23 protein-coding genes are annotated in these 26,668 nt (G+C 46.0%); 14 read left to right on the top strand and 9 right to left on the bottom strand.

The annotated features are described in order from the left end of the window. The 3 genes from FC61_RS08070 to FC61_RS08080 all read left to right on the top strand — a co-directional run. Nucleotides 1–456 (top strand): AAC(3) family N-acetyltransferase (locus FC61_RS08070; RefSeq protein ID WP_162251071.1); only part of this gene is annotated, 456 nt, incomplete at its 5' end. 804 nt (nucleotides 457–1,260) lie between these two features. Next, nucleotides 1,261–1,836, top strand: a complete 576-nt coding sequence (locus FC61_RS08075) for a TetR/AcrR family transcriptional regulator (protein WP_021741894.1) — start codon at nucleotides 1,261–1,263, stop codon at nucleotides 1,834–1,836. A 69-nt stretch (nucleotides 1,837–1,905) separates the two neighbouring features. After that, the gene (locus FC61_RS08080) at nucleotides 1,906–3,333 is read left to right on the top strand and encodes an aldehyde dehydrogenase family protein (protein ID WP_021741893.1); all 1,428 of its coding nucleotides are present in this window, start codon (nucleotides 1,906–1,908) and stop codon (nucleotides 3,331–3,333) included. Between the two features lie 101 nt (nucleotides 3,334–3,434). Here FC61_RS08080 and FC61_RS08085 read toward each other — a convergent pair whose 3' ends face one another. Beyond that, nucleotides 3,435–4,277, bottom strand: a complete 843-nt coding sequence (locus FC61_RS08085) for an aldo/keto reductase (RefSeq protein ID WP_021741892.1) — start codon at nucleotides 4,275–4,277, stop codon at nucleotides 3,435–3,437. Between the two features lie 239 nt (nucleotides 4,278–4,516). Here FC61_RS08085 and FC61_RS08090 point away from each other — a divergent pair, with 239 nt between their 5' ends. The 3 genes from FC61_RS08090 (at nucleotide 4,517) to FC61_RS08100 (ending at nucleotide 8,252) form a co-directional block, all read left to right on the top strand. Continuing rightward, the gene (locus FC61_RS08090) at nucleotides 4,517–5,332 is read left to right on the top strand and encodes an Ig-like domain-containing protein (protein ID WP_021741891.1); all 816 of its coding nucleotides are present in this window, start codon (nucleotides 4,517–4,519) and stop codon (nucleotides 5,330–5,332) included. A 249-nt stretch (nucleotides 5,333–5,581) separates the two neighbouring features. Then, nucleotides 5,582–6,748 carry an MDR family MFS transporter gene (locus tag FC61_RS08095; RefSeq protein ID WP_021741890.1) on the top strand — a complete coding sequence of 389 codons (1,167 nt, stop codon included), beginning with the start codon at nucleotides 5,582–5,584 and terminating at the stop codon, nucleotides 6,746–6,748. A 157-nt stretch (nucleotides 6,749–6,905) separates the two neighbouring features. Continuing rightward, on the top strand, nucleotides 6,906–8,252 hold the full coding sequence (locus FC61_RS08100) for an MFS transporter (protein WP_024525962.1): 1,347 nt from the start codon (nucleotides 6,906–6,908) through the stop codon (nucleotides 8,250–8,252). 90 nt (nucleotides 8,253–8,342) lie between these two features. Here the strand turns inward: FC61_RS08100 and FC61_RS08105 are convergent, their stop codons facing one another. Continuing rightward, entirely contained in the window at nucleotides 8,343–8,957 is a 615-nt protein-coding gene (locus FC61_RS08105; protein WP_021742824.1) for an NAD(P)-dependent oxidoreductase, read from the bottom strand. Nucleotides 8,958–9,060: 103 nt separating this feature from the next. After that, nucleotides 9,061–10,530: an MFS transporter gene (locus FC61_RS08110; protein ID WP_021742823.1), complete on the bottom strand. Its 1,470-nt coding sequence runs from the start codon at nucleotides 10,528–10,530 to the stop codon at nucleotides 9,061–9,063. Nucleotides 10,531–10,694: 164 nt separating this feature from the next. On the opposite strand from FC61_RS08110, the gene FC61_RS08115 reads away from it, so the two are divergent. After that, nucleotides 10,695–11,354: a TetR/AcrR family transcriptional regulator gene (locus tag FC61_RS08115; RefSeq protein ID WP_021742822.1), complete on the top strand. Its 660-nt coding sequence runs from the start codon at nucleotides 10,695–10,697 to the stop codon at nucleotides 11,352–11,354. Nucleotides 11,355–11,502: 148 nt separating this feature from the next. On the opposite strand, the gene FC61_RS08120 is transcribed toward FC61_RS08115, so the two are convergent. Next, nucleotides 11,503–12,249, bottom strand: coding sequence for a nitroreductase family protein (locus FC61_RS08120; RefSeq protein ID WP_021742821.1), 747 nt, complete (start codon nucleotides 12,247–12,249; stop codon nucleotides 11,503–11,505). Continuing rightward, the gene (gene nrdI, locus FC61_RS08125) at nucleotides 12,246–12,719 is read right to left on the bottom strand and encodes a class Ib ribonucleoside-diphosphate reductase assembly flavoprotein NrdI (RefSeq protein ID WP_021742820.1); all 474 of its coding nucleotides are present in this window, start codon (nucleotides 12,717–12,719) and stop codon (nucleotides 12,246–12,248) included. Before nrdI ends, FC61_RS08120 begins: the two co-directional genes overlap by 4 nt. Nucleotides 12,720–13,050: 331 nt before the next feature. Between nrdI and FC61_RS08130 the strand changes: the two genes are divergently transcribed. The 3 genes from FC61_RS08130 to FC61_RS08145 all read left to right on the top strand — a co-directional run bounded on the left by FC61_RS08130 (nucleotide 13,051) and on the right by FC61_RS08145 (nucleotide 17,385). Then, nucleotides 13,051–14,571: an ABC-F family ATP-binding cassette domain-containing protein gene (locus FC61_RS08130; RefSeq protein ID WP_035465073.1), complete on the top strand. Its 1,521-nt coding sequence runs from the start codon at nucleotides 13,051–13,053 to the stop codon at nucleotides 14,569–14,571. Nucleotides 14,572–14,669: 98 nt separating this feature from the next. Beyond that, on the top strand, nucleotides 14,670–16,103 hold the full coding sequence (locus tag FC61_RS08135; protein ID WP_021742818.1) for a DHA2 family efflux MFS transporter permease subunit: 1,434 nt from the start codon (nucleotides 14,670–14,672) through the stop codon (nucleotides 16,101–16,103). A gap of 508 nt (nucleotides 16,104–16,611) precedes the next feature. Further along, entirely contained in the window at nucleotides 16,612–17,385 is a 774-nt protein-coding gene (locus FC61_RS08145) for an SDR family NAD(P)-dependent oxidoreductase (protein ID WP_021742816.1), read from the top strand. Between the two features lie 62 nt (nucleotides 17,386–17,447). Here the strand turns inward: FC61_RS08145 and FC61_RS08150 are convergent, their stop codons facing one another. Both FC61_RS08150 and FC61_RS08155 read right to left on the bottom strand, forming a co-directional pair. Further along, nucleotides 17,448–18,416, bottom strand: a complete 969-nt coding sequence (locus FC61_RS08150; RefSeq protein ID WP_035465071.1) for a LacI family DNA-binding transcriptional regulator — start codon at nucleotides 18,414–18,416, stop codon at nucleotides 17,448–17,450. A 61-nt stretch (nucleotides 18,417–18,477) separates the two neighbouring features. Next, nucleotides 18,478–19,833 (bottom strand): hemolysin family protein, encoded by a 1,356-nt coding sequence (locus tag FC61_RS08155; RefSeq protein ID WP_021742814.1) that lies wholly within the window; start codon nucleotides 19,831–19,833, stop codon nucleotides 18,478–18,480. Nucleotides 19,834–20,040: 207 nt separating this feature from the next. Here FC61_RS08155 and FC61_RS08160 point away from each other — a divergent pair, with 207 nt between their 5' ends. The 3 genes from FC61_RS08160 to yjeM all read left to right on the top strand — a co-directional run bounded on the left by FC61_RS08160 (nucleotide 20,041) and on the right by yjeM (nucleotide 22,795). After that, complete coding sequence (locus tag FC61_RS08160) at nucleotides 20,041–20,397, top strand: hypothetical protein (RefSeq protein ID WP_011666919.1); 357 nt, start codon at nucleotides 20,041–20,043, stop codon at nucleotides 20,395–20,397. Nucleotides 20,398–20,676: 279 nt separating this feature from the next. Further along, nucleotides 20,677–21,102 (top strand): Hsp20/alpha crystallin family protein, encoded by a 426-nt coding sequence (locus FC61_RS08165; RefSeq protein ID WP_021742813.1) that lies wholly within the window; start codon nucleotides 20,677–20,679, stop codon nucleotides 21,100–21,102. A gap of 214 nt (nucleotides 21,103–21,316) precedes the next feature. Beyond that, a complete protein-coding gene (yjeM, locus tag FC61_RS08170) occupies nucleotides 21,317–22,795 on the top strand; it encodes a glutamate/gamma-aminobutyrate family transporter YjeM (protein ID WP_035465069.1) in 1,479 nt (492 codons plus the stop codon). Nucleotides 22,796–22,982: 187 nt separating this feature from the next. Here yjeM and FC61_RS08175 read toward each other — a convergent pair whose 3' ends face one another. Both FC61_RS08175 and FC61_RS12480 read right to left on the bottom strand, forming a co-directional pair. Next, nucleotides 22,983–23,831 carry an aldo/keto reductase gene (locus tag FC61_RS08175; RefSeq protein WP_021742810.1) on the bottom strand — a complete coding sequence of 283 codons (849 nt, stop codon included), beginning with the start codon at nucleotides 23,829–23,831 and terminating at the stop codon, nucleotides 22,983–22,985. A gap of 68 nt (nucleotides 23,832–23,899) precedes the next feature. After that, the gene (locus FC61_RS12480; protein ID WP_021742809.1) at nucleotides 23,900–24,058 is read right to left on the bottom strand and encodes a hypothetical protein; all 159 of its coding nucleotides are present in this window, start codon (nucleotides 24,056–24,058) and stop codon (nucleotides 23,900–23,902) included. Between the two features lie 237 nt (nucleotides 24,059–24,295). Between FC61_RS12480 and FC61_RS08180 the strand changes: the two genes are divergently transcribed. Further along, a complete protein-coding gene (locus FC61_RS08180) occupies nucleotides 24,296–26,632 on the top strand; it encodes a cation-translocating P-type ATPase (RefSeq protein ID WP_021742808.1) in 2,337 nt (778 codons plus the stop codon). The last annotated feature ends 36 nt before the right edge of the window (nucleotides 26,633–26,668 follow it).

Raw genomic sequence — 26,668 nt, forward strand, 5'->3', positions numbered from 1 at the left:
ACGCAACGCAGTGGGCACCCAACCTGTTCAATGACGGCTTGGGGCCGGAATGCGGCGCAAATCTGTGCGACACCGACGTTAGATTTGCCTTTTGGTGCGCAAGGGCCTTTGCAAAAGCTTTATGACCTGAATGCCAAGGTCGTGTGTCTAGGCACTGACTTTGAAACGGCTACGGCGATTCATTTAGCAGAATCGATCATTGGCCGTCCGGTTTTCGAGGAACAGGCGCCCATTAGCGTGGCGGGTAAGCCCCAGTGGCGGTCTTATCAAATGGTTGAGTTGGAACCATATGATGATTTTAATGTGATGGGAGCGGCCTTTTGCCAAGCCCATCCGGAGCAGGTCGTCCAACAGCCGCTGGGGCAGCACCATCAGGCCAGGGCGATAGGGATGCGGACGCTGGTCGACTTTGCGCGCGAGTATTATCGAGAAAAAGATCGACGCGAGATGAGCTAAAAAGTACAAGATATAAAAGCGTAGTTGTTAGCCGCGGTGAACGGAGTAGCGGCTACGTTTTATTGTATTATATAGTCTTCTATCCTTTGATTGTATCAAAAGGTAGTCACGATACTTTGGAACAGGCTAGTGATTTGGCGGCCTGGCTACGTAGATTAAGCACCTGGATCGTTACTAGCAATCTAAGTCGAAATTACTTACAAAAGTAAGGCCACAAATTCCAGTTGGATAGATGATTGTTAATCAAATATGAGTAGGGTATGCTTTAATAGTCAAAGTGATAAAATTTGCTGTTTTCTCTAAACGAAAATGCTGGTATATCAAGGATTCTTTAGTGTATTCCCCACATGTGTGGGGGTGATCCTCGTGGATTATATCACACCGATTCCCGAATAGTGTATTCCCCACATGTGTGGGGGTGATCCTAAGTCAGTGCTTAAGCCTATCCATTATGCAGCGTATTCCCCACATATGTGAGGGTGAACGGAGGCGTTTCAAAAATGATTGTAATGCTGCGCTTAAATCAAAATAGACTTTTTATGGAAAGATAGTTGATAGAGCAGACCACCCAAGTACTAGCAGGCCATGGTGATGGGATACAGGTGTTGATTGATTTTGCATGAGGACATTATCAAAACAAGGATCGGCGTGAGATGAACTTATCGAGGAGTCTATCGGATATTCAGGCACGGGGACCGTATAAATGAGGCTAGCTGTCAAGAAATAAAGTGCTGGTGGTTGACAAAGTTAATGGCTCGCGTTATATTAATAATCGAACGATCGATCTTTTAAAAGGAGCCAATCATGCGAGAAAAAGATACGGCAAAACAAACGAGTATTATTGATGAGGTCAGTAATATTATTTTAAACGAGGGAATTGCGGCAGTTTCAATGTCCAAGATTGCTAAAGCAAGTGGCATTTCTTCATCAACGATTTACGTGTACTTTACGGATAAGGAAGATGTGTTGAAACAAGTTTATTTAGCAAAAAAAGAAATGTTAGCCACTTTTTTACTGAAAAATATTGAAGCGACAACTGATAATCCAGTTATCTTTGCGCAGCAATTTATGCGGGCACTGTATGAATTTGGCATGCAACATTATGAAGCCCTAATGATTATCGAACAATTTAACAGTTCTCCAGTTCGAAATAATTTACAGATTAGTCAAGCGGAGTCATACCGAGGCTTCGAACGGTTATTTGAAGCCACTAGTCATGCGCCACAATTTGTAACGGACTCAGCCGCCGTGATCTTAGGCTTTGCTTACGCACCTATTGTTTTATATGTTAAAGCACGTAAAACCAATCAGTTGGCGGCCCAAACCATTTCAATTGAGCAAGTTATTGATATGTGTATGCACGCGTTATTAAAAGAATAAACCGGGCAACGGGTTATTTTTTATCGTTATGATTAAACGAACATTCGATTAAAAAAGGAGAAAAAATAAATGACCACTAATGTAGAAATGACTAAAATTTTTGAGGACCAACGGCAACAGTACAATCGCGCACAACCTATGAGCTTAGCGACCCGATTAACAACGCTGGATCAACTTGAACGACTGTTACGAGAGAATCTAAATGCTTTTGTTGAGGCCTTGCAAGCCGATTTTGATCAGCGTGATCCATTACAAATTATTGGGGCAGATCTAACGGGCCCCTTAACCACTATTGCCTATACCAGAAAGCATTTGCGTAAATGGATGAAGCCTGACAAAAAGCGATTAGGTCTGATGGGACTTAGTGGGGGTCGGGAATATGTCTATAATGAGCCATTAGGCGTGGTGGGGATCATGTCACCCTTTAATGCACCGATCGACCTGGCACTTGACCCAGCCATTGAAGCCATTGCGGCGGGAAACCGAGTGATGGTTAAAATATCTGAGTACACGCCCAAGGCGGCAGCTTTATTACAAAAATTGGCAAAAAAGTACGTTAGCGAGACCACGTTTGCTGTCATTACTGGTGAAGCAGATGTGTCGGTCCATTTTTCAGCCTTGAATTGGGATAAATTTGTTTTCACTGGGGGGTCAGAAACTGGGAAAAAGATTTTAGCTGCCGCCGCGCCTAATTTGACACCAGTGGTATTGGAATTAGGCGGGAAGAATCCAGCGGTTGTTTTACCGGACGCCAATCAACAACTGGCAGCAGAAAAAATTGCACGGGGACGATCGGGCAATAGTGGTCAAATCTGTTTAGATGTTGACTACGCGATGGTTCCGGCTAACCAGTTGACGGATTATATTCACTTGATTGTAGAGCAGTTAGAACAGGCATTTCCCACATATAGCGATAATCCAGAATATTCAGCGATCATTAATGATGCGGCTTATAAGCGAATTACGGGGATGTTAGCAGAAGCACAACAGCGCGGGACACAATTACTGACCATTAATCCGAACCACGATGCGGTACCCGATGCCACCAAGCGATTGATTCCGTTGACGTTAGCCATTAATCCCGACCCAGATTTACAGATTGCTAAAAATGAAATCTTTGGCCCGATTTTGTCAATTTTCACTTATGAAACGTTAGATGAGGCCATTGCGTTCATAAATACCCACGAAAAGTCATTGGCCATGTATGTGTTTGGCAAAAATAAGGCACAATTAGACCGGGTTATTCGGCACACCTCGTCTGGCGGCGTTGATATCAATGAGCTCGCTTTACACGCGGGTTCTCACGAAATGGGATTTGGCGGCGTCGGGTACTCTGGCATGGGGCGTTATAAAGGTGGCAAGGTTGGTTTTGAAACCTTCAGCAATCCTAAATCGATTTATAAACAAGGAATTTTAGCCAAATACACCACACGCTTCATGGTGCCGATACACAGTCAGCGTAATGAGAAGCGATTTAAGAAGATGTTGGGACTCTAGTCTAAAGGGGCGTGCTCGATTTTCTTCAATCGAATAGAGCCAAAATAAAAAGAGACCAAGCACAAACCGTGCTTGATCTCTCTTTTACTAATAAGCAGATGTTACTTGGCTAAGGCCTTCAACGCGTCAAAGTCCGCCTGACTCAGGTCAATGTCTTGGGCCTGAATATTTTGCAATTCGTGGTCACTAGACTTAGTGCCTGGAATTGGCAGAATAACGTCAGAACGTTTTAGCAACCAGGCTAACGCGATCTGTGCGGGCGAAGCGTTGTATTTTTGCGCAATGTTCGTCAGCGTAGCGTCTTTGATCAGTTCACCAGTAGCTAGTGGGAACCATGGAATGAAAGCAATGTGATGGGCATCTGCGTAATCTAAGACGTCCTCGTCTTGCCGATTGCTGAGATTATACATGTTTTGAACTGAAACAATGGGAGCGATGGCCGTAGCTTCTTTGAGCTGGTCAACAGAGACCTGACTCAAGCCAATGTGCTTGATCTTACCCTCGTCTTGCATGTCTTTTAGAACGCCAATCTGGTCGGCCAACGGAACATTCGGATCAACCCGATGAAGTTGTAAGAGATCGATGTGATCCAAACCCAGCGTAAATAAATTCATTTCAACTTGTTGTCGAAGGTAGGCAGGAACGCCAACTGGTGTCCAGACATCTGGTCCTTGCCGGGTGTTACCAACTTTGGTGGCAACCATCACGTGATTGTCCGGGCGATTCTTCAAGGCATCTCGCAAGTAGAGGTTAGCATAAAAGGGCCCGTAAGCATCGGCAGTATCAATGAAGTTAACGCCGTGATCAATCGCCGTTTCAATCACTTTAACGGCATTATCTGGGTCAGCAACTGGTCCCCAAACGCCGTCACCAGTGAGTTGCATCGTCCCATAGCCTAGGCGATTGACCGTTAAATCGGAATCAAATGTAAATGTTTTTTCCATGCTGAAATACCACCTTCGTAAGAATTAAAATGCTAACATTAAGTTAGTCTTTTTACTCAGGTGGTGCAAACATTTTGGCTCAGTAAAACGCTGGCGTTAAATTAAAGTTAAGCCAGATTAAAAAAGCCTAAACTCCGCGAGATTATGTCACGATTCTGTAAAAAATCTGTTATACTAACAATCGGTTAAAAAAATAAGTGCCGGTGGGTTACTGCCGGTAGACTAAGGGGTCAGGAATAATGAAGAAATTTATGGTTGCTTTGACTGGGTTAGTCACGTTAGCCACTGTTGGCGCAACGGTCCCAGCTACTGCAGTTACCACGGCACATGCCGCAACGAAGTCAACGTACGTCAGCCCAAGCTTAAAGGTTAACGCGATTTACACCACGTCCACGAAGGTTGCTGGAACGGCGACTAAGGGGTCCAAGATTACCGTTAAGGCGACAAAGAATGCCAAGACGAACCTTGCCAGTGGTACGGCTTCTAAGACCACGGGTAAGTACAGTATTAAGCTATCCAAGAAGTTAAAGAAGAACGCTAACGTTTACGTCTACGCTACCAATTCGAAGACGAAGGCTTATTTCTACCGGATTATCCGGGTCCAAGCGGCTTCAACGAAGGCGGCAACGACTAAGAGCACGTCAACAAAGAAGACGACTACTAAGAAAACAACCACGAAAAAGTCGACGACTTCTTCAAAGACTAGTGCGGCCAGCTTTTCTGTAAAGACGCCAACTGGGACGTGGACGTCTAACACGGCCAACAAGTACTCACAAAAGTGGGTCTTCAGCCAAAAGACCGGTCTGAATGAATACCTGTACAAGAATGGTAAGAAGGTCAAGACTTTGGTTTCTTACGCGAAGTATAGTGTATCTGCTAAGACGCCAACCTTCTGGAAGATTACTTACACACCAAAGGGTTCTAAGACGAAGCAAACGATGTATCTACGCTTCACGTCTGCTAAGAAGTTCAAGGTGGTCAACAGTAAGAACCAGGTTATCTCAACCAAGGCCGGCGTTGCTCCTGCTGCTAAGTGGGCATTCACTAAGGCTTAATTAGAATTAATTATCATCAAAGCGAAACGATCATGCCAACCGGTTAGGAAGGGATGATCGTTTTTATTTGGTTACACTTATACGTATCAGCTAACTGCCGGGGCTGACCAACTACTGGATCTTCACGAATCGACTAGCCACTTCGCTCAAAATGGCAGTTTAACAATGATCGTAGCTGTTAAGAGTTTCGGTTTTTAGTGAAATATGCGACAATGAAGCTAGAAGTTCAAAATAAGTGAGGGACAGTAAATGTGGAAAACCAAAAAAGAGGTCAGTTTAGTGGGGATTCTGTCAGCGACCTTGCTACTTAACGCGGCTGCCGCGTGTATGTGGCCGTTGACGACTGTTTATATGCACAATCAGCTTCACCAGACGTTAGCATTGGCTGGGGTGGCGCTGTTAGGGATGTCGTTATGTATGATTGTTGGGAACTGGCTTGGCGGATGGCTCTTTGATAATTGGTCACCGTTTAAGTCAGCACTTGTCGGGACGTTATGTTCCTTTATTCCGATGCTCACCTTAATTGTTTTTCATGGGTGGCCGATCTTTGGGATTATGCTCCTGTTCATCGGTCTTGGTGATGGGATTGTGATGACTGTCGTCAATTCTTTTGCGGCAAATATTAAAGAAATTAGTAGTCGGCGGGTCTTCAACTGGCTGTATATTGGTATGAACCTGGGGGTAGTTGTTGGGACTCTGATGGTTGGGATGCTGATGGATCATGGGGTTCAATTGGTCTTTATGGTAGCTAGTCTAAGCTATGCGGCTTTGTTAGTGATTTTCGTGGTGGACTTCCGCATGGACATTCAGACCAAGACCCATCAACACGTCAAGGGCCCGGCCAAGCCGGCTCAATTACAGCTCATTTGGTTGATTGCGGCGATGGTCTTTTGCCTTTACTTGAGTTACTCCTTATGGGAAAGTGTGATCTCGGTCCACATGACGAACCTCGGAATTTCCTTTGAAAAGTACAGTCTGTTGTGGACCCTAAATGGACTCCTGATCGTCTTCGGTCAGCCCTTGGCTAATCGGATTGGGACGTACTTTAAAATGAGTTCACAGATTGCGGTGGGGACGCTTATTTTTATTCTATCGTTCTTACTCCTGGTCTTTGCTAGAGATTACACCATGTTTGTGGTGACTATGGTTATTCTGACGGTTGGTGAAATGACGGGGTTCCCTGGAATTCCGGCCTGGATTGATGGTCTTGCTGGAGACAACGACAAAGGGAAATTTCAAGGTATTTATAACATGGCAATTTCTTTTGGTCGGGCGGTGGGCCCATTATACGGCGGGTTAATCATTGAGTATGGAAGCTATCAGTTACTGTTCTGGTCCGTTACGGGCCTTATGCTAGCGGCTTTAGCGGCAGTTATGCTCCGTAATCACCACAACCTGACACGGGTTAAAAAATAAATTAAAATGGATCAACCTGAAAATGGTTGGTCCATTTTTTAGTTTAATGAACAAAATTATTTTAAAATGTAAGGGTTTACATTGACGTCAAATCAACCTTGCGGTACATTAAAAGTGTATCAAGGATTTACCAATTTGTTACATAGGAGATGAGCTTATGTTTTCATTTCTGAAGCCCGCACCAGATGCTAAGGTGAAAGTTCCTGCTGAAAAAGTTGTGGGGACTTATCGTTTGCGGCAGACAGGTGTTTTGTTGTCGATTTGTATCGGTTATATTGGCTATTATATTATTCGTTTGATTTTTACAACCGAGCAAAATGACATCATGAAGGCGTATGGGTTTACCACCGCAGATATTGGGTTGGTTATGTCTTGTTTTGGGATTGGTTACGGGATTTCCAAGCTGTTCATGGGGGCACTGAGTGATAAGAGTAATCCGAAGTGGTATTTGGCCACCGGTCTCTTCATTTCCGCCATCCTGAACTTTGGCTTGGGCTCCACGCGTAACCTCTACGTGATGATGCTCCTCATGTTGGTCATGTCGGTGGCCCAAGGCATGGGTGCGGCGGCCTGTCAGCGAACCGTACAGCTATGGTGGGGGAAAAAGTGGCGGGGAACCGTCTATGCCGTCTGGTCTTCAGCGCATAATGCCGGTGCTTTTGCCTGTGTGGCCGTGGTCCAAATCGCCACGTTGATGTTTACGCATTCAATTGCGGCCGTCTTCTACACGGCATCGGTTGTCTCGATTGTCATTGCCATCTTCATTGTCTTAGCGGGCGCCGATCGTCCGGCAACGGTGGGGTTACCTAGCATCGGCGAGTACACCGGTGACGAAGTCGTTTTAGATGATGGTCAGGCCACGAGGGCCGAATTAACTGATCTCTCTTTGTGGCAGATTTTCGTCCGGTACATTTTGACCAACAAGGTTGTCTGGGCTATCACGTTGACGTCGATGTCATTATATTTAGTCCGTTACGGCATTATGAGTTGGATTCCGAGTTACCTGACGCAATTCAAAGGCTTTGATCCGGGAACGGCTAAATGGTTAGTTGGTATCTTTGAATTGGCCGCAGTTCCAGGCGTTATCTTGATGGGGGCCATTTCTGATTTACTGAAAGATCGGCGGGCGATCGTTTGTATCGGGTGTGTGATCGGGTTACTGATCTGTCTCACGACGTACTTCTTTAGCACCAGTCATCTAGCGATTATTATTGTATTACTCATCATGGGTAGCTTGATTTACGCGCCTCTAACTTTGGTGGGTCTGATGGTCAATGAGTCTGTGCCAAAGTTCGCGGTGGGGTCGTCGACAGGCTTCATGGGTTTCTTCCAGTATATCTTCGGTGAAACGTTGGCAACGGCTTTAATCGGAATTTTGGTAGCAAAATTTGGCTGGATTGCCAGCAACACGGTGCTTTACACGGCAGCTGGTTTAGCTTTGCTGTTACTGTGCTACATTGCCATTCATGAACATCACGTGGCAAAGATCGCGGCTGGCGAGTAGTCTTTAAATTTGGTTTTGATGATATAAGAAAGGGACGCTAGACGTCGGCGATTATCGCCGGCTGCTAGCGTCTCTTTTTAGGTAACTTTTTTATTTCCAAGCAACGGTCATAAGTTGGCGTTCATTTTGAGGGTGTTCAACCTCATCGACCAACGCCAAGGCCATATCGGCGTAACTGATGGTTGAATCGCCATGACGATCGTAGAGTAAGACATCGTGTCCAACTTGATATGATCCGGTTGCGTTACCATCAGGCACGTAATTCATAGGTGGCGCCATATAAGTCCAGTTTAACCGGCTAGCCTGTAGAATCTGACGAGCCTGCAGATGCTTGCGGCTGGAATTACGCATAATTAATGGCAACTCATCGCCAACTGTTTTCTGTCGCGTTTCGTCTGTGAACAGAGTCGCACCAGAGCCTACCACGATTAAACGGGTATCGGTTCCAGTTAGTATCTCGACAAGATGTTGGTTAACCCGGGGGTAGTCACTCTTTTTGGAAGAAGCAAAGGCACAGATAACCACATCGAAGCCTTGTAGGTCAGCCGGGGTTAAAGCAAAAATGTCTTTTTCAATTACTGAAACAGGTTCTGTTAATTTGGCGGCGTTACGGACGACAGCGGTAACCGTGATTTTTCGGGTACGGGCAACTTCTAAAACAGCATTTCCAGTTTTACCGGTTGCACCAATAATAGCTAATTTCATTTTTAGATCTCCTTTAAAAGATGATGAAGAACGCTGATCTTATCAAAAATCGGGGTTCCCAGTTGATGGATAATGTTAGGTCTTGAAGCACAAGATGCGTCAATTATTGGACCGACTGTTTTTTAATTCTCGTCAAATAGATATTGCCGATCTCAAGAATTAAGGCCACTAACAATAAAACAAACGCAACGATAAGGACACTCTTTATGCCAGCAAAGAGCACGTGATGCATGATTAACAATTGTGCCTTAGAGTCACTCGTCACCGCGGAATTGGTTAATCCGCTAATCTTGGCAGATGGCAACCCTAATTTTGTAGCCTGATGATTGACAACAATATTGAACACTAGGCCATATATTGCCGTCATGATGGTCTGTCCGAGGGTATTAAACAACCGATTGAGTGTTGTTGCCACCGCTAAATCGTTACTGGTGACGGCCTCGCTAACCCCAACTTGTGAAGTTGTTAGTAACATTCCCAGTGCGATTCCCAATAGCGCACCAACAATGATGAAGAAAGCATAGTTGGGAGTCATGCCTAAAGCAAGTAGGACCAGCGTGCCAATGAGAGCAAATGATAGTGCCAGTACAGCCGTCAAATGATGATTCCGCTTTTTTGACAGGTAGCTACCAAACCGGGAGCCGCTATACCACAGTCCCGCTGTAGGAATTTGTGTTGCACCACCGGCCAACGCACTAGTTAATAAGATTCCTTGAGCCCACATTGGGATATAGACACTAAAGGAAATATAAAATCCCATACCAACAAAGGCCATCAGGTCCCACAATAACATGTCTTTATTTTTAAACAGATGTAAAGGAATAAGTGGGTCATGAGTGTTTCGCTCGATCCGCACAAATAAAAAGCCAAAGACAATAGCGACTAGAAGAAAGGCGATTGCCCAGATGACCGGCGTATGGGATTGTCCGATTAATTGGATCCCTAGTAAAAAGGCCAAAATGACGATTGATAAGCTGAGGCTTCCCCAAACATCGATCTTAGCGTGCCGCTCTTTTGATTCTTCGCGGAAAGCAAAGTAGACAATCAGAATGGAAATAATGCCGATAGGAATGTTAATGAAGAACACCCAATGCCAATTCAACACATCGATAATCCAACCACCCAGGAGCGGGCCACATACTGCGGAAATACCGCCAAATGCAGCGGTAAAGCCAAATACACTTGCCCGTTGATCTACGGGATAAATTTCAGAAAAGATAATGAAAGGAATCGCCAACATGCCACCGGCACCAATTCCCATAATGCCACGCGCAATGATTAACCAGATCATATTGGTTGCTAGGCCTTCAAGCAACGAGCCAATGACGAAGATGGCAGTTCCAAAAAGGAAACTTCTTTTGCGGCCGATAATGTCGGCAACGCGTCCCCAAATGGGCGTACCAATCGCATTGAATAAAAAGTATATGGTAAATCCCCAATTCATTAATGATAGACCGTGTAAATCGGCCACAATGGTCGGCATCGCTGTTGAGATGATTGTGCCTTCAAATCCGGCCATGATATTTGCCAGTAATAAGCCAAATGTAATGATCCGGCGTCTTGTTTCAGTCATAGACTAGGCTTCCCTTCGTTATTTTTCAAGTCGTAACCAACGAGGAACACTATAGCACCCATTCTGAACAAAGTAAACAAAAAAAACTCTTTTTGTTCACTTTGATTTTTTAAAATAAAAATTGTATACTGTTTTTAACTTCGATAACGGGAAAGGAGCTTCCTATGGCTACTGAGAATGAACGGCGGCAACAAATGATTAGAAGAATTACCCAAACTATTGTCCAAAATGGGTTTGCAGATTTAAAAATGGAAAAAATCGCTAAATTAATGGGCGTTAGCCGAACGAAAATGTATCAGTATTACTCATCCAAGACGGCCATAATGACGGATGTGGTTGCCAGATACCTAGAGTTCATGGCAACGCGATCCGTGCCGCAATCGGTGGATGCAAAAACTAGTGTTACAAATTTTCCGCAGGTCATCTTAAACTTGGCCAATTTGATTGCCTCCAGTTCACAAAAGTTTCGCCGTGATCTTGCGCAAGCTGATGAAGAACTTTCAGAGCAATTTGAAGAGAGTTATGCCAGTTGGTGTCACCAGGTTCGAGATTTTTTGACTAACGGGGTTACCAACGGGGCCTTTAATTCCAGCTTGCAGCCGGAACTGTTCTTGATCCAGATGGAAGCCACCGTGGCGGCATTGATGCAGCCGCGGGTACTGACGCAACATAAAGTTGTGACGCAAAATGTGTTACGGGAGTATTTACAGATGGTCATTACTCAGGTGGTTGCGCCGAAGTACCGCGCCCAAATCAACTTAGATGCCGTGGAACCGGACTTAGAACACTTAACCTTAAAGTATCAACAAACGTTAACAAAGTAGGAATTATTTACACAGCCAAAAGAGTCGTATCATCCTATGACTAACCTTGATGAGTTGGGGCAATACTAGAGATGTTAGTTGCACAACAAAACCGCTCTACGAAAATATGTGCTTTTCGTAGAGCGGTTTTTATGATGGGGATAGAAGGCTATTTGGTTAAAAATCCTTGTTGCTGCAATGCCTGTAAGATACCCGCTCGCTGTTGTGGATCACGACTCATTTCGCTCACGATATGGTGACTAAATGTTTCATCGCGCTGGTGAGTCCCCCGTTGCTGGTAGTAATCGTGGATGACCTGGTCATACGCCGCTAGTCGTGCATTATCAGCTGTCAGAGCTTGATACCCATTGGTGAAGTGCATCAAGTCTTGAGGGAGCCGGGGTTTTTGTTCGGGATGTTCCGTAGGGTGGCCGATGGCTAGTCCCAATACCGGAAATGTCAGTTTTGGTAAATCTAACAGGTCAATCACCCGCGCGGCATCATTGAGAATACTCCCCATGATGGTACTACCTAAGTTCAGACTTTCTCCCGCCGTGACGATGGCCTCGGTAGCAATTGCGGCATCGAAAACGCCCGCCAGTAGCTTGTCTAAGCTGTGTAGATTCGTGGTTGTAGTGGCTGTAGGTGGGACCAACTGCTGATTACGATATTGGTCAGCGACCATAACAAAGTAGTGGCCGGCTTTTTCCAACCAATGGTGGCCGGTGATATCACCGAGGACTGCTAGTTTAGCAGGATCAGTGACGCTAATAACGCTGTATTGTTGGGAAAAAGTGCTGGTAGCAGCATGTTGGGCCGCGGTAATTAATGTTGCCACTTCATCAGTTGTCAACTTTTCTGGCGTAAATTGGCGAATGCTGCGATGGTTAAATAGGGTCGTTAAAGTTGGATTCATGAGGCTGGAGTCACTTCCTTCAAGCGATTGACCAGCGCGTCGTAGATCCGGGTCTCATCTCTGGGAACCCCACGAAGCTCATAGTCAGCGATAAAGGGTACCCCAAAAGTCGTGGCATAGCGCTTAGCAGTGAGACAGTATTGCTCATTAAAGTTACGGTTACCACTACCCACAACACCCAGTAGTTGCTGAGCATTGTGGTGATAAGCAATGTACTCACCCAAGACGTTGGTCATCAATTCCTTAACGCCGTTGTCGATGCCATTGCCACCATCTAGGTAGGTGGGGACAAAGCAGAAGAATGGCTGTGTTTCATCCGTTAAATCGCTGGTTTCACTGATTTCTGTTGCGGTGATTTCCGGTAATTCCGGTTGGCTGGCGTGCTGCTTGGCAGCATAAGCCGTGAGATTTTCGACAAAATTGCGGGTGTTACCTTCAATTGAGATAAATAAAATCCGAATGGGTTGCATGGGGGTTCCTCCACTTTCTGCTAGACTGATATCTTCTAGTGTACACGGATTTAAGCAAAATTGCTGTTAAGTTTTAACGACTTGCCAAAGTGATTTAAGCTGTGGTATGCTGTGGCTACTTTAAGAAAGAACGAGGTATTCCGCCGATGCGCAACTAATCAATCCACAACTGTTTGTCAGCTTCACCCGTTTAAGGGGTGGAGTGGGCCTGCAATTTGGGATTGATGGTGCACCGACTGTTTGCTATAGGTAAGCAGAGGGCGCCATTTCCAATTGGGAAATGCGTCTTTTTTTGTGCGATCAATCCCGCTTTTTAAAAGGGGACGATTTTTTGACACAAGTAAAATTAACGAATTTAATCAAGGATTTAGCGGATGGTCGACTATTCTCAGCCGATCGTTTGACCGCGCAAACTGGTGATTGCGTGGGCATTATCGGCGCTAATGGTGGTGGAAAAACGACACTGGCGCGGATTATTGCGGGGCAAGACGATGAGTTTAGTGGTCAACGGAACGTTACAGCTGACGTCGTTTTGGTGCCGCAATTGGCCCCCATGGATGGACAATCTGGTGGTCAAAGTATGTTAGCGCGGGTGCGGCGGGCACTGGCACAACGGCCAGCTATTTTAATTTTGGATGAACCCTCAGCCAATCTGGATGACAATCATCAGCAGTGGTTGATAGAGCAGCTGCGCCATTATTCAGGTTTGCTCCTGTTAATTTCGCATGATCGGGAGTTACTAACTGCTGTGACGACCGCGATCTGGTCACTAGACGACCATGTTTATACGCAATTCAATGGCAATTTTGCTGCCTTCAATACGGTCCGTGAGCAACAACGGCAGACCGCCCAGAGTGCCTATCGGCAGGAACAAGTTGAACGACGCAAGCTCAGACAAGCGGCCCAAGCTCGGCATGAAAAGGCCGCCCAAATTCGGCGGGGCAGTAATCGCATGAGTGCTGGTGAACGGGCCGACTCCAAGTCTGTACGCGAGCAAAATGCCGCGAAGATGGAACGGGGCGCCCGGGTCTTTCAAGATCGCGCCGACCGGCAGACGACGGCGGTCAAGCCGCATGAAGCAGCGGCAATGAAATTATTGGCGAGCGACTTGCCACCAGTGGTTGGCAAGCAGTTGATTACGGTCCGTAACCTGCACCTAAAACGGGAAAAACACGAGTTGCTAAGTGATGTGAATTTTCGCGTGACCCCGGGTGAACGGATTGCCTTAGCAGGACCGAACGGGAGTGGTAAATCAACGCTGATTACGGCCATTTTGACGGGCCAAGTGGGGACGCGCTTAGCCCCAAGTGCACGCGTGGGTTATTTTCAACAGGATATGGTGGCGGCGTTGCCCCTAACGCAAACGGTCTGGCAGGTTATCAGTGCAGCGACAGTTTTTGACAGCAATCGGACTAGGCAGGTCATGGGTGCATTTGGATTAAATGCCCGATTCTACAACCGGCCAATCGCCGAACTGAGCGGTGGCGAGCGGGTCAAGGTACAATTGTTAACGATTCTAGTTAGTGCAAGTAACTTATTGATTTTGGATGAACCCACCAACTATCTGGATTTACCAGCAGTTCAGGCACTAGAGGATTATTTAGTTGGCTATCCGGGCACCGTTTTGTTTGTGGCCCACGATCAGGTTTTTAGGAACCACGTGGCAACCCGGACGCTAGTGTTAGTAGACCATCAGCTACGCGACCCAGACCGGACAGCGCAAGGCATACCGGCATCTGATTTGCCCCGGTTACAGTTTGAATACGATCAAGCGATGATGGCCCCTGAGCTAGACCAGCAGCGATTGCGGGATCTACGTCAGCGAATTGCGGCAATAAAAGCCGCCCACTGACCACAAATTTAGAGTTATTGAAAAATAATCCTTACGAAAAATTATTTTTTCTGGTACAGTAATCCATTGTGTTGAACTGAAAGTGAGTGTGAAAACAAATGGATTCAGTACAAAGTAGCCAGCCAGAGTTGGCTAAAAAAGCGCGGGTGCAAGTTGCTCACCCCATGTTAGCGATGATGGGGATGCTGATTGGTGGGTTTGTCGGGATGTTTTCCGAAACCTCTTTAAATATTGCTTTGCCACAATTGATGGCGCAATTAAATGTGTCAACGGCGACCATTCAATGGTTGGTAACGGGGTATATGTTAATGGTCGGAGTGGTCTTACCTCTGTCTAGCTTGATTACGAAATGGTTTACAACACGGCAAGTGATTTTATTTGCCCTGATTGATTTCGCAGTTGGCGCCATTATCTCGGCGTCGGCACCCGGTTTTGGCGTGTTGTTATTTGGCCGAATGATTCAAGGGATTGCGACAGGATTAATTCTACCGTTAATGTTTACGGTAGCCATGCAGATCTTTCCACCGTATAAATTAGGGGCGGCCATGGGTATGGTCGGCCTGGTGATTATGTTTGCCCCCGCTGTGGGACCAACATTGGCCGGAATTGTTTTAGGTGTTGCTTCATGGCGGTGGATTTTTTGGTTGTTCGTGCCATTTTTAGTGATTGCCTTTGGTTTTGCGATCACGTCATTGAAAAATATTGCGGAGGTTACGCGGCCTAAAGTCGACTTCTTATCAATTATTTTATCGACCGTGGGTTTTGGTAGCTTGGTGCTGGGGGTCAGTCTCGCCAGTGATCAAGGCTGGGGTTCTGTTAGTGTGATCGGCGCGTTAGTCGTTGGTATCTTGGTCTTGGCTTGGTACACCCATCGGCAGTTGAATGTTGATAAGCCAATTTTAAATCTACGAGCGTTTGCGATCCCGGGCTTCCGTATTGGGGCGAGTCTGGTGATGATTAACTTCGGGATTATTCTGTCGGCAATGTATTTATTACCGATGTACATTCAAAAGGGTCTGCTATTGCCCGTGGCCTTAACCGGGATGATTATGTTTCCTGGTGGTCTGATGAACGCGATCGTCTCGGCTATTTCTGGTCGGTTATATGATCATGTCGGGGCTCAGATGCCAGCCCGTCTCGGCTTTATCATCTCAATGGTCGGGGCATTAATGCTGGCGTTGACGTCAACCCAAACGGCTATCTGGTATGTGATTGCGGCTCACGTCATCTTGATGATTGGAGCACCACTGGCAATGTCCCCATCACAAACGCACGGTCTTAATGCGTTAACGGGACCGATTGCGGCCGATGGCAGTGCAATTATGAATACTTTGCAGCAGATTGTGGGTGCGATTGCCACGGCGATTGCGACAAGTCTGTTGGGAATTGGGCAAGCCGCTTACTTGGCTACTGGTGCCCACCAAGCGGCTGGCGCTTTCGTTAACGGGGCCCACTATGGGTTTTATTTCACGTTTGGATTAGCCTTGGTCGGTTTCTTATTAGCGTTACGGTTACCTAAAATGACGAAATAGAAGTTAAAAAGTGGTTGGGCTCTCTAGTCCAGCCGCTTTTTTGCTGGCGTAATTGCGATGTGCTGACAAACTTTTCTCCAGCACGCCGGGGTGACGTGCTAGAATGAAAGAAGAAGCGCTTACCAATTAATCAGTAATGCGCAGTGGATACAAAGTTTAGGGGGATATTATGCAGTTTAACCGTCGATTTATTCACTCATTGGATTTCTGGAGTGGCCTACTGATTATGGTTCTAATGATTTGGAACATTATGCCAATTCGAGTAGCTAGCTTATTTTGGTGGGTGTGCTTGCTACTTTTTGTAGGCGGCATTTACTATTTCGCTAAAGGGTTAGTGCGGACAAAATAGCGTGCTGGCCGATAAAAGTAGGGATATATACATAAGGTATTAATTGGGGCCGCCGGAACGAAATAAATCGTGTGAGTGACGAAGTTGACAGTTACCATCCCGCGGTTTATAGTTTAGGTGTATCGATACACCTAAACTAATTAAAGGAAGTGCGGTAGGATGGCAGCATTTGATCGACAAAGTTTTTCGTTAACAGGGAAAGTCGCGCTGATTACCGGTGGTGCGCGGGGACTCGGGAAGTATTATTCTTTGGCATTATCGTTATATGGCGCGGATATCTTCATTGTCAGTCAGTCAAAGACCGGCTGGGATGACGTCAAACAAGCGATTGAGGCAAATGGTCAGCGGGTGGCATTCCTTCAGCAAGACATTACAAAACCCGGTTGTGCGGCCGACATTGTCGCCCAGGTAGTCGCTCAGTTTGGCCGCCTGGATATCTTGGTCAATAACGCTGGCATGCAACTGCGCAATGACGTTCTGGCGTTTAAGGACGAGGACTGGCGGCGGGTGATTGATTTGAACCTCAATGCCCTGTACTACCTATCCCATGCCGCTGCCCAAGAGATGGTGAAACAGCATGCTGGTAAGATTATTAATGTTGGATCGATGCAATCCTATCGGGCCGGTAAGTACATCTTTCCTTATACCGCCAGTAAGCACGGTGTTATGGGCTTAACTAAGGCGTATGCCGATGCACTGGCGCCCGAAAATATTCAAGTTAATGGGATTGCGCCAGGGTATATCAGTACTGATATGACCAAGCCACTCCAAGAAGATCCAGTACGGGGACCGGAAATTGCGAGTCACATTCCAGCTGGTCAATGGGGGGTTCCAGATCAATTGATGGGGCCTATGGTCTTTTTGGCCAGCGCGGCATCTGACTATGTGACGGGGGTCATGTTGCCAGTTGATGGCGGTTATTTATTGCGATGAGTTTAAACGAGAAACGGGTCCCTTCAGAACGTACTGTTCAAAAAGGACCCGTTTTTAATTAGCTAAAGTGATGGTTTAACAACGGGGGCGACGGGAACGTATTGAGTCATAGTCGTTGACGTTGTTGTTAACTGATGGAGTAACGTTGTGGCGGCTAATTGGCCCATCAATGCCGGTTGTTGCTGGAGTAGATAAATACCGTCGTTGACATATTGGGACCATTGCCAGTCATCAAAACTAACCAGTCCGACATCGGCGGGAAAATGTAGGTGTGCGGCTTTTAGGCTCGCAAGGATTTCAAATAATAGAGGCCCCATTAAAGAAATAATTACGGGCTTGTCAGGAGCCTGCCGGTATTGACGAAGTTGTTGGGTGAGCCAAGGCGCCCCATGACCTGTCATATCCAAATGAATAACTGATAATCCCGTGGCAGTGAGTCCGGTCAACCGGTCGGTTTGAGCTGTATGGGGAGCCACGACACGACCGACGGTGATTAGGCGGCGGTAGCCTTGTTCGCGTAAGTGCTGTCCCAACTGATAGCTTGCATCAAAATTGCTAGAAAGAACCTGTGCCAATGGACTGTTGGGTAACTGACGATCGACAATAACGGTTGGGATGGTGAGCCCGGCGTATGCCGCGGCTGTGGCGGCACTAGGTTGTAGAATGATGCCATCGACCTGTTGTGCGGCCAGACGGGTTAATTCACCGTGTTCTGTAGTGGCGGTGTTATTGGCATTCATTAATAAGACATCATAACCAGCAGGCTGCAAAACGTCGTAAATTCCCTTAAACAGTAAAGAAGAGAAGACGTTGGCAATGTCACCAACGACCACGCCAATGAGCTGACTGTGGTCTTGACGCATTTTACGGGCAGATGCTTTTGGGGCGTAATGTAGTGTGGCAATGGTTTCTTTGATGCGTTGCTTGGTGGCGGCGCTCATCTTTTGGTAGTTCCCGTTAAGGTAACGGGACACTGTCGTAACGGAAACATCCGCTGCGGTAGCAACATCGGCAATGGTCGTATTTTTCATGGTTAACCCTCCTCCGGTTAGCATCAAAAAGCTCACTCCCTTGGGAGTGAGCTTTATCAGATTAGTCTTGGTCGTCAGTCGACGTGATCTTCGGTCTTACCGGGTTAACGGTAACCTCAAACCAGTTAATATACGAGTTCTCATAATCGAGAACTTTCAAATCAAAGTTTTCTAAGTGGATGACGTCGTTGACCTTCACATCGGGATAATTATCAATGATGTAACCAGCCATAGTGACCAGTTCCGTCGCTTCAAAATCTTTAATATCCGTGTTGAAGTATCGTTCGAAGTCATACGTGGTCATTTTCCCATTGACTTGGAACGTGCCATTTGGTTGTTTGAAAATGTATTGATCGTTAGCATCGTCAATTTCATCACGGACGGTTCCAAAGAGTTCTTCGTAAATATCCTTATCGGTAATGATCCCCGAGGTCCCGCCGTATTCATCAACAACGACCACGATTGGGGTCCGCTTTTTGATCATTTGTTGGAGCACTTGGGTAATTGGCGTGGTTTCAGGTGTCGTGGAGATATCACGGATTAGCTTATCAACGCGCACGGATGAATCCACTTGTTGTTGCCGGGTTAAGTCATAGTTATAAACGTAACCTAACACCTTATCCTTATCATTATCCGCCACGACTGGCAGCCGGCTAAATCGTTCCTGTAAATAAACGTTTAACGCTTCCTTGACAGTTGAGGTAATGTCAATAACGACCAACTGCGTCCGGTCAATCATGATGTCTTTGGCAACCTTGTCATTCAATTCAAAGGCCCGTTGCATGTAAACCAAGTCGTTTTTTTCCAACTCGCCACCTTCCACGGCACTCCGTGACAGGTTTAAAATTTCGGCTTGGGAAAAGACTTCATCACTTTCGTTAGCGACCTTAAGGCCCATCATCTTAACTACTCCTGAGGCACTCACGTTGAGTAACCAGACGAATGGGTAGAAGATAACGTGGCAATAATGAAGAGGTGTGACCACTAACATTAAGACCTTCATGGGCATATCAATCGAAATATTCTTAGGAACAATTTCGGTAAAGACCACTTCGAGGTAGGTCAAGAGTAATACCCCGATGATGACACTTACAGTGTGCGCCGTGGCACTGTTAATGTGGGCTGGCGCAATGCCCGCTAACAGGATGTCAACGAAGAAGGTTTCCCCGATCCACCCTAAGATAATACCAGCGAGGGAAACCCCCACTTGAGTTGTTGACAAATATTCATTTAAATTGGTGACCATTTTCATGGCCCGATTGAGCTTTGCTGACGGCTTGTCTCTTTCGGCAATTTTTTCCTCAAGAGCACTAGGGCGCGTCTGAACCAAAGCAAACTCGCAGGCAACAAAGAAAGCTGCAAAAAAGAAAGTAATTAAAATAATAATTAGATTCACAACTATCTGACCGCTATCCACACATCATTCCTCATTTCATTTCGTTCTATCCTACTATTATACCGCGTTTCCCCACCCGTTTATAGGGGGTGAATTGAAGCAAATTCTACCCTTTCTTAGGCAGTACCGCAACCGAACACGGAAAAAAGTCACGAAAAGGGGAGAATACTTAACGTTTCTGGTAAAAAGGACTAAACTAAAGACAGTAATTCAAAGGAGATTTTGATTATGGCAGATACACCAGAGGAACAAGCAACACCCGTTGAAATTCCCGCAGCAGACGTGGAAAAAGCGGCAAAGTTGGTTTTGGACCCGGGGTATGTGACGAAGAAAGATCTACCAAAAATGGCAGATTTAGCATGGGCGACCGCTCTATCTGATGCTGTGATGAAGCATTTCTTAAACGACGATGACGACCACGATCCTTACGTCTACTTCGAGCAATTTGATTTTGACGGTGGCGACATTGATTCCATTATCTTTAATATGGATGTTATCAAGACCCGTGAAGAAGCCTTACATGATTTGGCAGATGCATTGGGTGAAAAGATTGTGCACCATGAGGTTGATCAAACTACTTACTAATAAGTCTGGAACAAGAAATGTAAAATACGACTGGGACTCTTATCCCAGTCGTATTTTTTAAATCAAAAAGCATTTGATATTTACTGACCTTTATAACAAAATAGTTGACGAATTGGAATTTTTTTATTATTATGATGGCCGTAATCGTTGGTATTGCAATGAATTAAAGGAAAAATTAGCACTCTAAATTGATGAGTGCTAATTACTTGCATTCCTGACCAATACTGACTATTATAAATAATGTAATCAAGATAAATCAGTTGAAAGGGGTTATTGATTATGGCTAATGATGTAATGAACCGGAACTATGATTTCTTTGATCCAATGAATTTCTTTAATGAAGTCGGCAATTTGGGGCGCGACATGTTTAGTGGTGATAGCTCCATGAAGACGGATGTAGTTGAGCATGATAAGGATTACGTGGTCACCGCGGAACTTCCTGGGTTTAAGAAGGATGATATCCACGTGGATTACCGTGATGAAACTTTGCGGATTTCTGGTAAGACGGAAGTTAACCAATCGGCCAAGGATGACGATGGTCGGATCTTGCGGCAAGAACGTCGGAGTCAAAATGTTGCCCGTTCCTTCTACCTACCAGGTATTGATTTGAAGAACGTGAAGGCGGCCTACGCCGATGGCATCCTGACCTTAACGTTGCCAAAGCAAACTGAAGTTGATGGCAATCACGAGATTAGCATCGACTAATTGAAACTAAATAGTCTACTGTGAAGAGTCCAGGACAAAAGCCCTGGACTTTTTGTGTTTTCTGCGGATTCTTTTATTATGAGAAAATTGGCAAAGATCACACGGAAATTTTAGCCGGTTATCAGGAAATTACCACGAGATTAACCGTTCACTTGCTTAGAATTATACATAAATATGTATAAACCCGAAACCGGGTATGAGTGAGGAGAAAATAATGACTGATAATCATAATAAAATCACATTGATGGCGTTAGTCATGATGATTTTTACCACCGTTTTTGGTTTTGCCAATAGTACGGTGGCCTTTTACTTGATGGGCTATTCGTCCATCCTATTTTACTTAGTTGCGGCGGTGTTGTTCTTTATTCCGTTTGCGCTGATGATGGCGGAATATGGTGCGGCTATTAAGTCCGACGAGGGAAGTGGGATGTACCAATGGTTGGAAGTGAGTGTCAGCCCACGCTTTGCCTTTATTGGCACTTTTATGTGGTTTGCTTCCTATATCATCTGGTTGGTCTCGACATCCGCCAAGGTGTGGATTCCATTTACCACGCTGTTTTTTGGTAGCGATCAGACGGGAAATTTTGGGTTTGCTGGGCTAAACGCGACGCAGGTGATCGGAATCTTATCTTGTTTGTGGATGATTTTGGTCACAGTAGTCTCCATTAAGGGGGTTAAGGGGATTGTGCGGGTCACCAGTCTGGGAGGCTTGGCGGTTATGAGTCTCAATGCCATTTTGCTGGTCATTTCGGGGGTTGTTCTGGCGTTGCGTCATGGAGAAATGGCGCAGCCGCTCCACCACTTTTTAACATCGCCGAACCCGAGCTACCAACAACCCTTAGGCGTTATGAGCTTTGCAGTTTTCGCGATCTTTGCTTACGGTGGTCTGGAAGTATTGGGGGGCATGGTTGATAAAACCCATAATCCAGAAAAGACATTTCCGCGGGGCATTATTATCTCAGCGGTGGTCATCACCTTGGGGTATGCGATTGGGATTTTGTGTTGGGGGATTAGCACCAATTGGCAAACCGTTTTGGCGAAATCGACCACCAATATGGGGAATATTAGTTATGTAATGATGCGTAATTTAGGTGATGTTTTGGGTCAGTCATTAGGTCTCAGTGCGGCTACCAGTAACACTATTGGGTTGTGGTTTGCGCGCTACACCGGGTTGGGGATGTTCTTGGCTTACTCGGGAGCGTTTTTCACTCTGACGTATTCGCCACTGAAGACGTTAATCTTAGGAACGCCTAAGTCGATGTGGCCAGCCAAGATGACCAAGCTTAACAAAAATGATATGCCGAGTTTTGCCATGATGCTACAATGCGGTGTTGTCATTGTGATTATCTTACTGGCATCGTTTGCCTCGACAGATGCGTCAGCCTTTTATAACATCTTAACGTTGATGGCTAATGTATCGATGACCTTGCCATACTTGTTCTTGGTCTATGCCTTTCCTAAATTCAAGCATAATCGAGATATTGTCAAACCCTTTGAAGTTTACAAATCGCCGCGCCTGACGACGGTGATTAGTTGGGTGGTTTTCCTCGTGGTACTGGGTGCCAATGTCTTTACCCTGATTCAACCAGTCCTAGAAAATGGTGATATCCAGAGTACGATTTGGATGTTAATGGGGCCTTTGCTGTTTGGTTTGCTGGGCATCGTCTGGTATCAACGGCGAGCTCGGAAATAGAGGTTAATGGCAGGTGACTGTGTTGGTTTGGCGCAACTAAGCCGGTTACTCTTAGTCGTGATTGCCCTCTCTGGTCGCGCCTACAGCGTCTCGCCATAGCAGAACGCCAAATTTTTATGATAAAACACCAATAGGCGCTTCAAAAATCATCTAAGATTTTTGAAGCGCCTATTTAGTATGGCCAGATTTAATACTGTTTGCCCGTTTCGTAAACGATTTCCGGTTCGTTACCAGTTCGCTCATTTTTGTTTAGCAAGTCGATCATGGTCATTTCGTCGATGTCTAAACTAAAATCAAAGATATTGGCATTTTCCTGAATACGTTCGGGATGCGTTGACTTGGGAATGGTGACCAATTGATGTTGGAGTTCCCAGCGCAAGATAACTTGAGCAACTGATTTATTGTGATGTGTTGCCATTTTAGCCAGCATCGGATCATCTAAGACCACGCGCCGTCCCAATGGGCTCCAAGCCTCCGTAACAATGTCGTGTTCTTGGTCGTAATCGGCTAGGGCTTGTTGATTTAAGTAGGGATGGTACTCCACTTGATTGACAACTGGCATTTCCTTGGCCTTAGTTGCGAGTAGCTCCAAGTGAGCGATCGTGTAGTTGGAAACGCCAATAGACTTAACCTGACCGTCTGCTTTCAACTGTTCCAACGCCCGCCAGGTATCAAAGAAGTGTTCGCGAACTGGCCAGTGAATCAGCAGTAAATCAAGATAATCCGTTTGTAGACGCTTGAGCGAGCCCTCTACGGCCTTCATAGTTTGGTCGTAACCCTGCACAATCTCAGCGACCTTACTGGTTAAGAATAATCCTTCACGGGGTAATCCCAGTTGCTGAATGGCGGGCCCCAAGATGTCCTCGTTGCGGTAAAGCATGGCCGTATCAAACATACGGTAGCCAGCGTCCCAAGCAGTTTGGATGGCAGTGTTCATGGTTGGCTGATCGTTAAGTAGATAGGTGCCAAAGCCCATAACCGGCATTTGGCGACCATCGGCCAGCTTACGCGTGGCGGTGATTTCGGTTGGTGTCATTGTGGTGTATCCTCCTCGACGTGACGTAGTATCTCTATCTTAGGCTAATCACTGAAAAATGACAACGCTTACCGCCGGCGAAACTGATCGTAAAGATTTACACTGGCTTCTAATAACATCCCGACGGTCATTAACCACATGGCCAACATATTTTGATTGCTGAGCATGCATCCTAGTAGGATAAGATATAAAACAAATAAAATAACTGCCGTTGCTTTGTGATTCATCGAAAGCCTCCCAGTTAGCGAGTATTGATAAGATCGTTAGTCCGCGTCCAGATTAGCGCCAGTATCAATGCCAACTAAATTTTTAAATTGTGATCCAAAGATCACACCTTAATTATAACGCTTCTAAAGTGGTTGCGATTCGTTAAAAGATGAGAAAATCCCGGACAGATTAGAAGAGACCAACTGGAATATCTAGTACAATAGTTAATAAGGAATCGGTGAAGGAGGTTAAGGGTGATGCCACAATACGAACCATCGTTAGAGACCGGGTTAACACCGGAAGAAGTGAAACAACGGGTCGCAGCTGGTCAACAAAATGATCCCTTGCCCCCATTAACGCGCAGTATTAAACAAATTTTTCGGGATAATTTAGTCACACTATTTAATTTAATTAACGTACTCTTGGGTGCCTTAGTGCTAGTGACGGGGAGCTATAAGAATCTGCTGTTTTTGGGCGTCGTGGTCGTCAATACGGCGATTGGAATCTTTCAGGAAATTCGCTCAAAACGGCAGGTCGATAAATTAGCTCTGTTATCCGAAAGTAAAAGCCGGATTCGGCGAGCTGGTAAGATCGCTGCGCACCCACAAGAAGACATTGTCCAAGATGATATTTTGGAAATTGGGCGGGGCGATCAGTTACCAGTAGATGCATTGATCCGGCAAACCGCCGGACTGGAAGTTGATGAATCCCAAATTACGGGGGAATCAACGCCCATTATAAAGACGACTGGGGAAACGTTAACTTCGGGGAGTGTAATCTTAGCCGGTCGAGCAGCGGTCCAAGCGACTACTGTGGGTCATGGCAGCTTTGTGAAGCAATTGGCCCATTCGGCAAAGCAAAAACGACGAACGGCTAGTCAGCTGTTAACCATTATTAACCGAATTATTAAAGCACTAACGTTTGCGATTATTCCATTAGGTGTGGCCCTGTTCGTGTCATCCATGATGCGCGGTCAGGATCTAAACCGGGCCATTCTGGGCACCGTCGCATCGATGGTGGGGATGATCCCTGAAGGGCTCGTGTTATTGACCTCGGTCGCACTAGCAGCTGGAGCATTAACCTTAGGCCGTCGTCACGTCTTAGTACGAGAATTACCAGCCATTGAGGCGTTGGCCAGAGTCGACGTGCTGTGTTTGGATAAAACGGGAACGATTACCAGCGGCCAATTACAACTTGATCGGGTAGAACCGTGGGCGGAAACTAACCTTGAAGCCACTCAGACTATTTTGGCACAATTGGTGGCGGCTACTGGTGATGATAACGAAACGGCACAAGCAATTCAACAAGCATTAGGAACGCCAACAGTCACTGCGACAACGGTCTTACCGTTCTCTTCCGGGCGAAAATGGAGCGGGGCAATTTGGGATAAGCAAGCCTACGTGATGGGAGCACCAGAGTTTATTTTTGACCAAGTGCCCGCTGACCTGCAGGCGCGGATTCATACGCTGGCTGGTCAAGGGTATCGCGTCTTGGTCTTAGCAGCGGCTAAGGCCTTGACTACGCCGCGACCAACGGCACCACGTGCACTAGGCTTGATTCTCATTACGGATGAATTGCGTCCCCGGGCTAAAGATACCTTCAGCTTCTTTGCCAATCAAGATGTCGCTTTGAAGGTGATCTCGGGTGATAATCCAGTGACGGTGGCTAGTATTGCCCAGCGAGCGGAGATTGCGGGTGCCGAGCGGTTGGTGGACATGAGTCAAGTTGGTGAGACCCCGGATTATGGACAGTTAGTGCGGGACTATACTGTCTTCGGTCGCGTGACGCCACAACAAAAAGAGCAGTTGATCAAAGCTTATCAGGCGGCCGGACACACGGTTGCCATGACTGGAGATGGGGTCAACGACCTATTGGCGTTACGGCAAGCTGATTGTAGTATTGCGATGGCTTCAGGGAGTGAGGCTACGAAGAGTCTGGCTGATTTTGTGTTAGTGGATTCTAACTTTGACGCGATGATTAACGTTTTGAATGAGGGCCGCCGGGTAATTAACAACGTTGAACGGGTAGCGTCCCTGTTCCTCATTAAAACGATGTATTCTGTGGTACTCACCTTGATTTTTATTTTTATGAGCCGCAGCTACCCCTTTGAACCGATCCAGTTGACGCCGATCTCTTCGTTAATGGTGGGAATTCCTACGTTCTTCCTAGCGTTGCAGCCGAATTATGCGCGGATCGCGGACCGGTTTATGAAACAGGTCATGGAAATTGCGGCGCCGGCCGCTGTCTGTGTCGTGGGATATATTTTAGTTGTGATGGCATTGGGGACCCAGTTTCAGTTGAGCTTTGCCACAACTTCAACGCTTAGTGTCCTAATGACTGGGCTAATTAGTCTCAATGCTTTACTGATGGTTGCCCGACCACTGAACCGATTTAAGATTGGGTTAGTGGTCGCAATGGCGGCATTGTTTGCCATTATCTTCTTATTCTTTGGACCAATCTTTTCGCTGGTTAACTTACTTAACTGGCGCTTAGCACTGATTTATCTGCCATTGATGGTGAGTGTCGAGCCAATTTTCTTACTGGTGCAAGATATCTTGGGCCGGCGAATTCTCAGTCGAATTCGTTGGCGCTAGATGATTTGAAATTTATAATCATTAGCTAGTCATCAA

The organism is Levilactobacillus brevis ATCC 14869 = DSM 20054, from assembly GCF_001433855.1.
GTDB lineage: Bacteria > Bacillota > Bacilli > Lactobacillales > Lactobacillaceae > Levilactobacillus > Levilactobacillus brevis.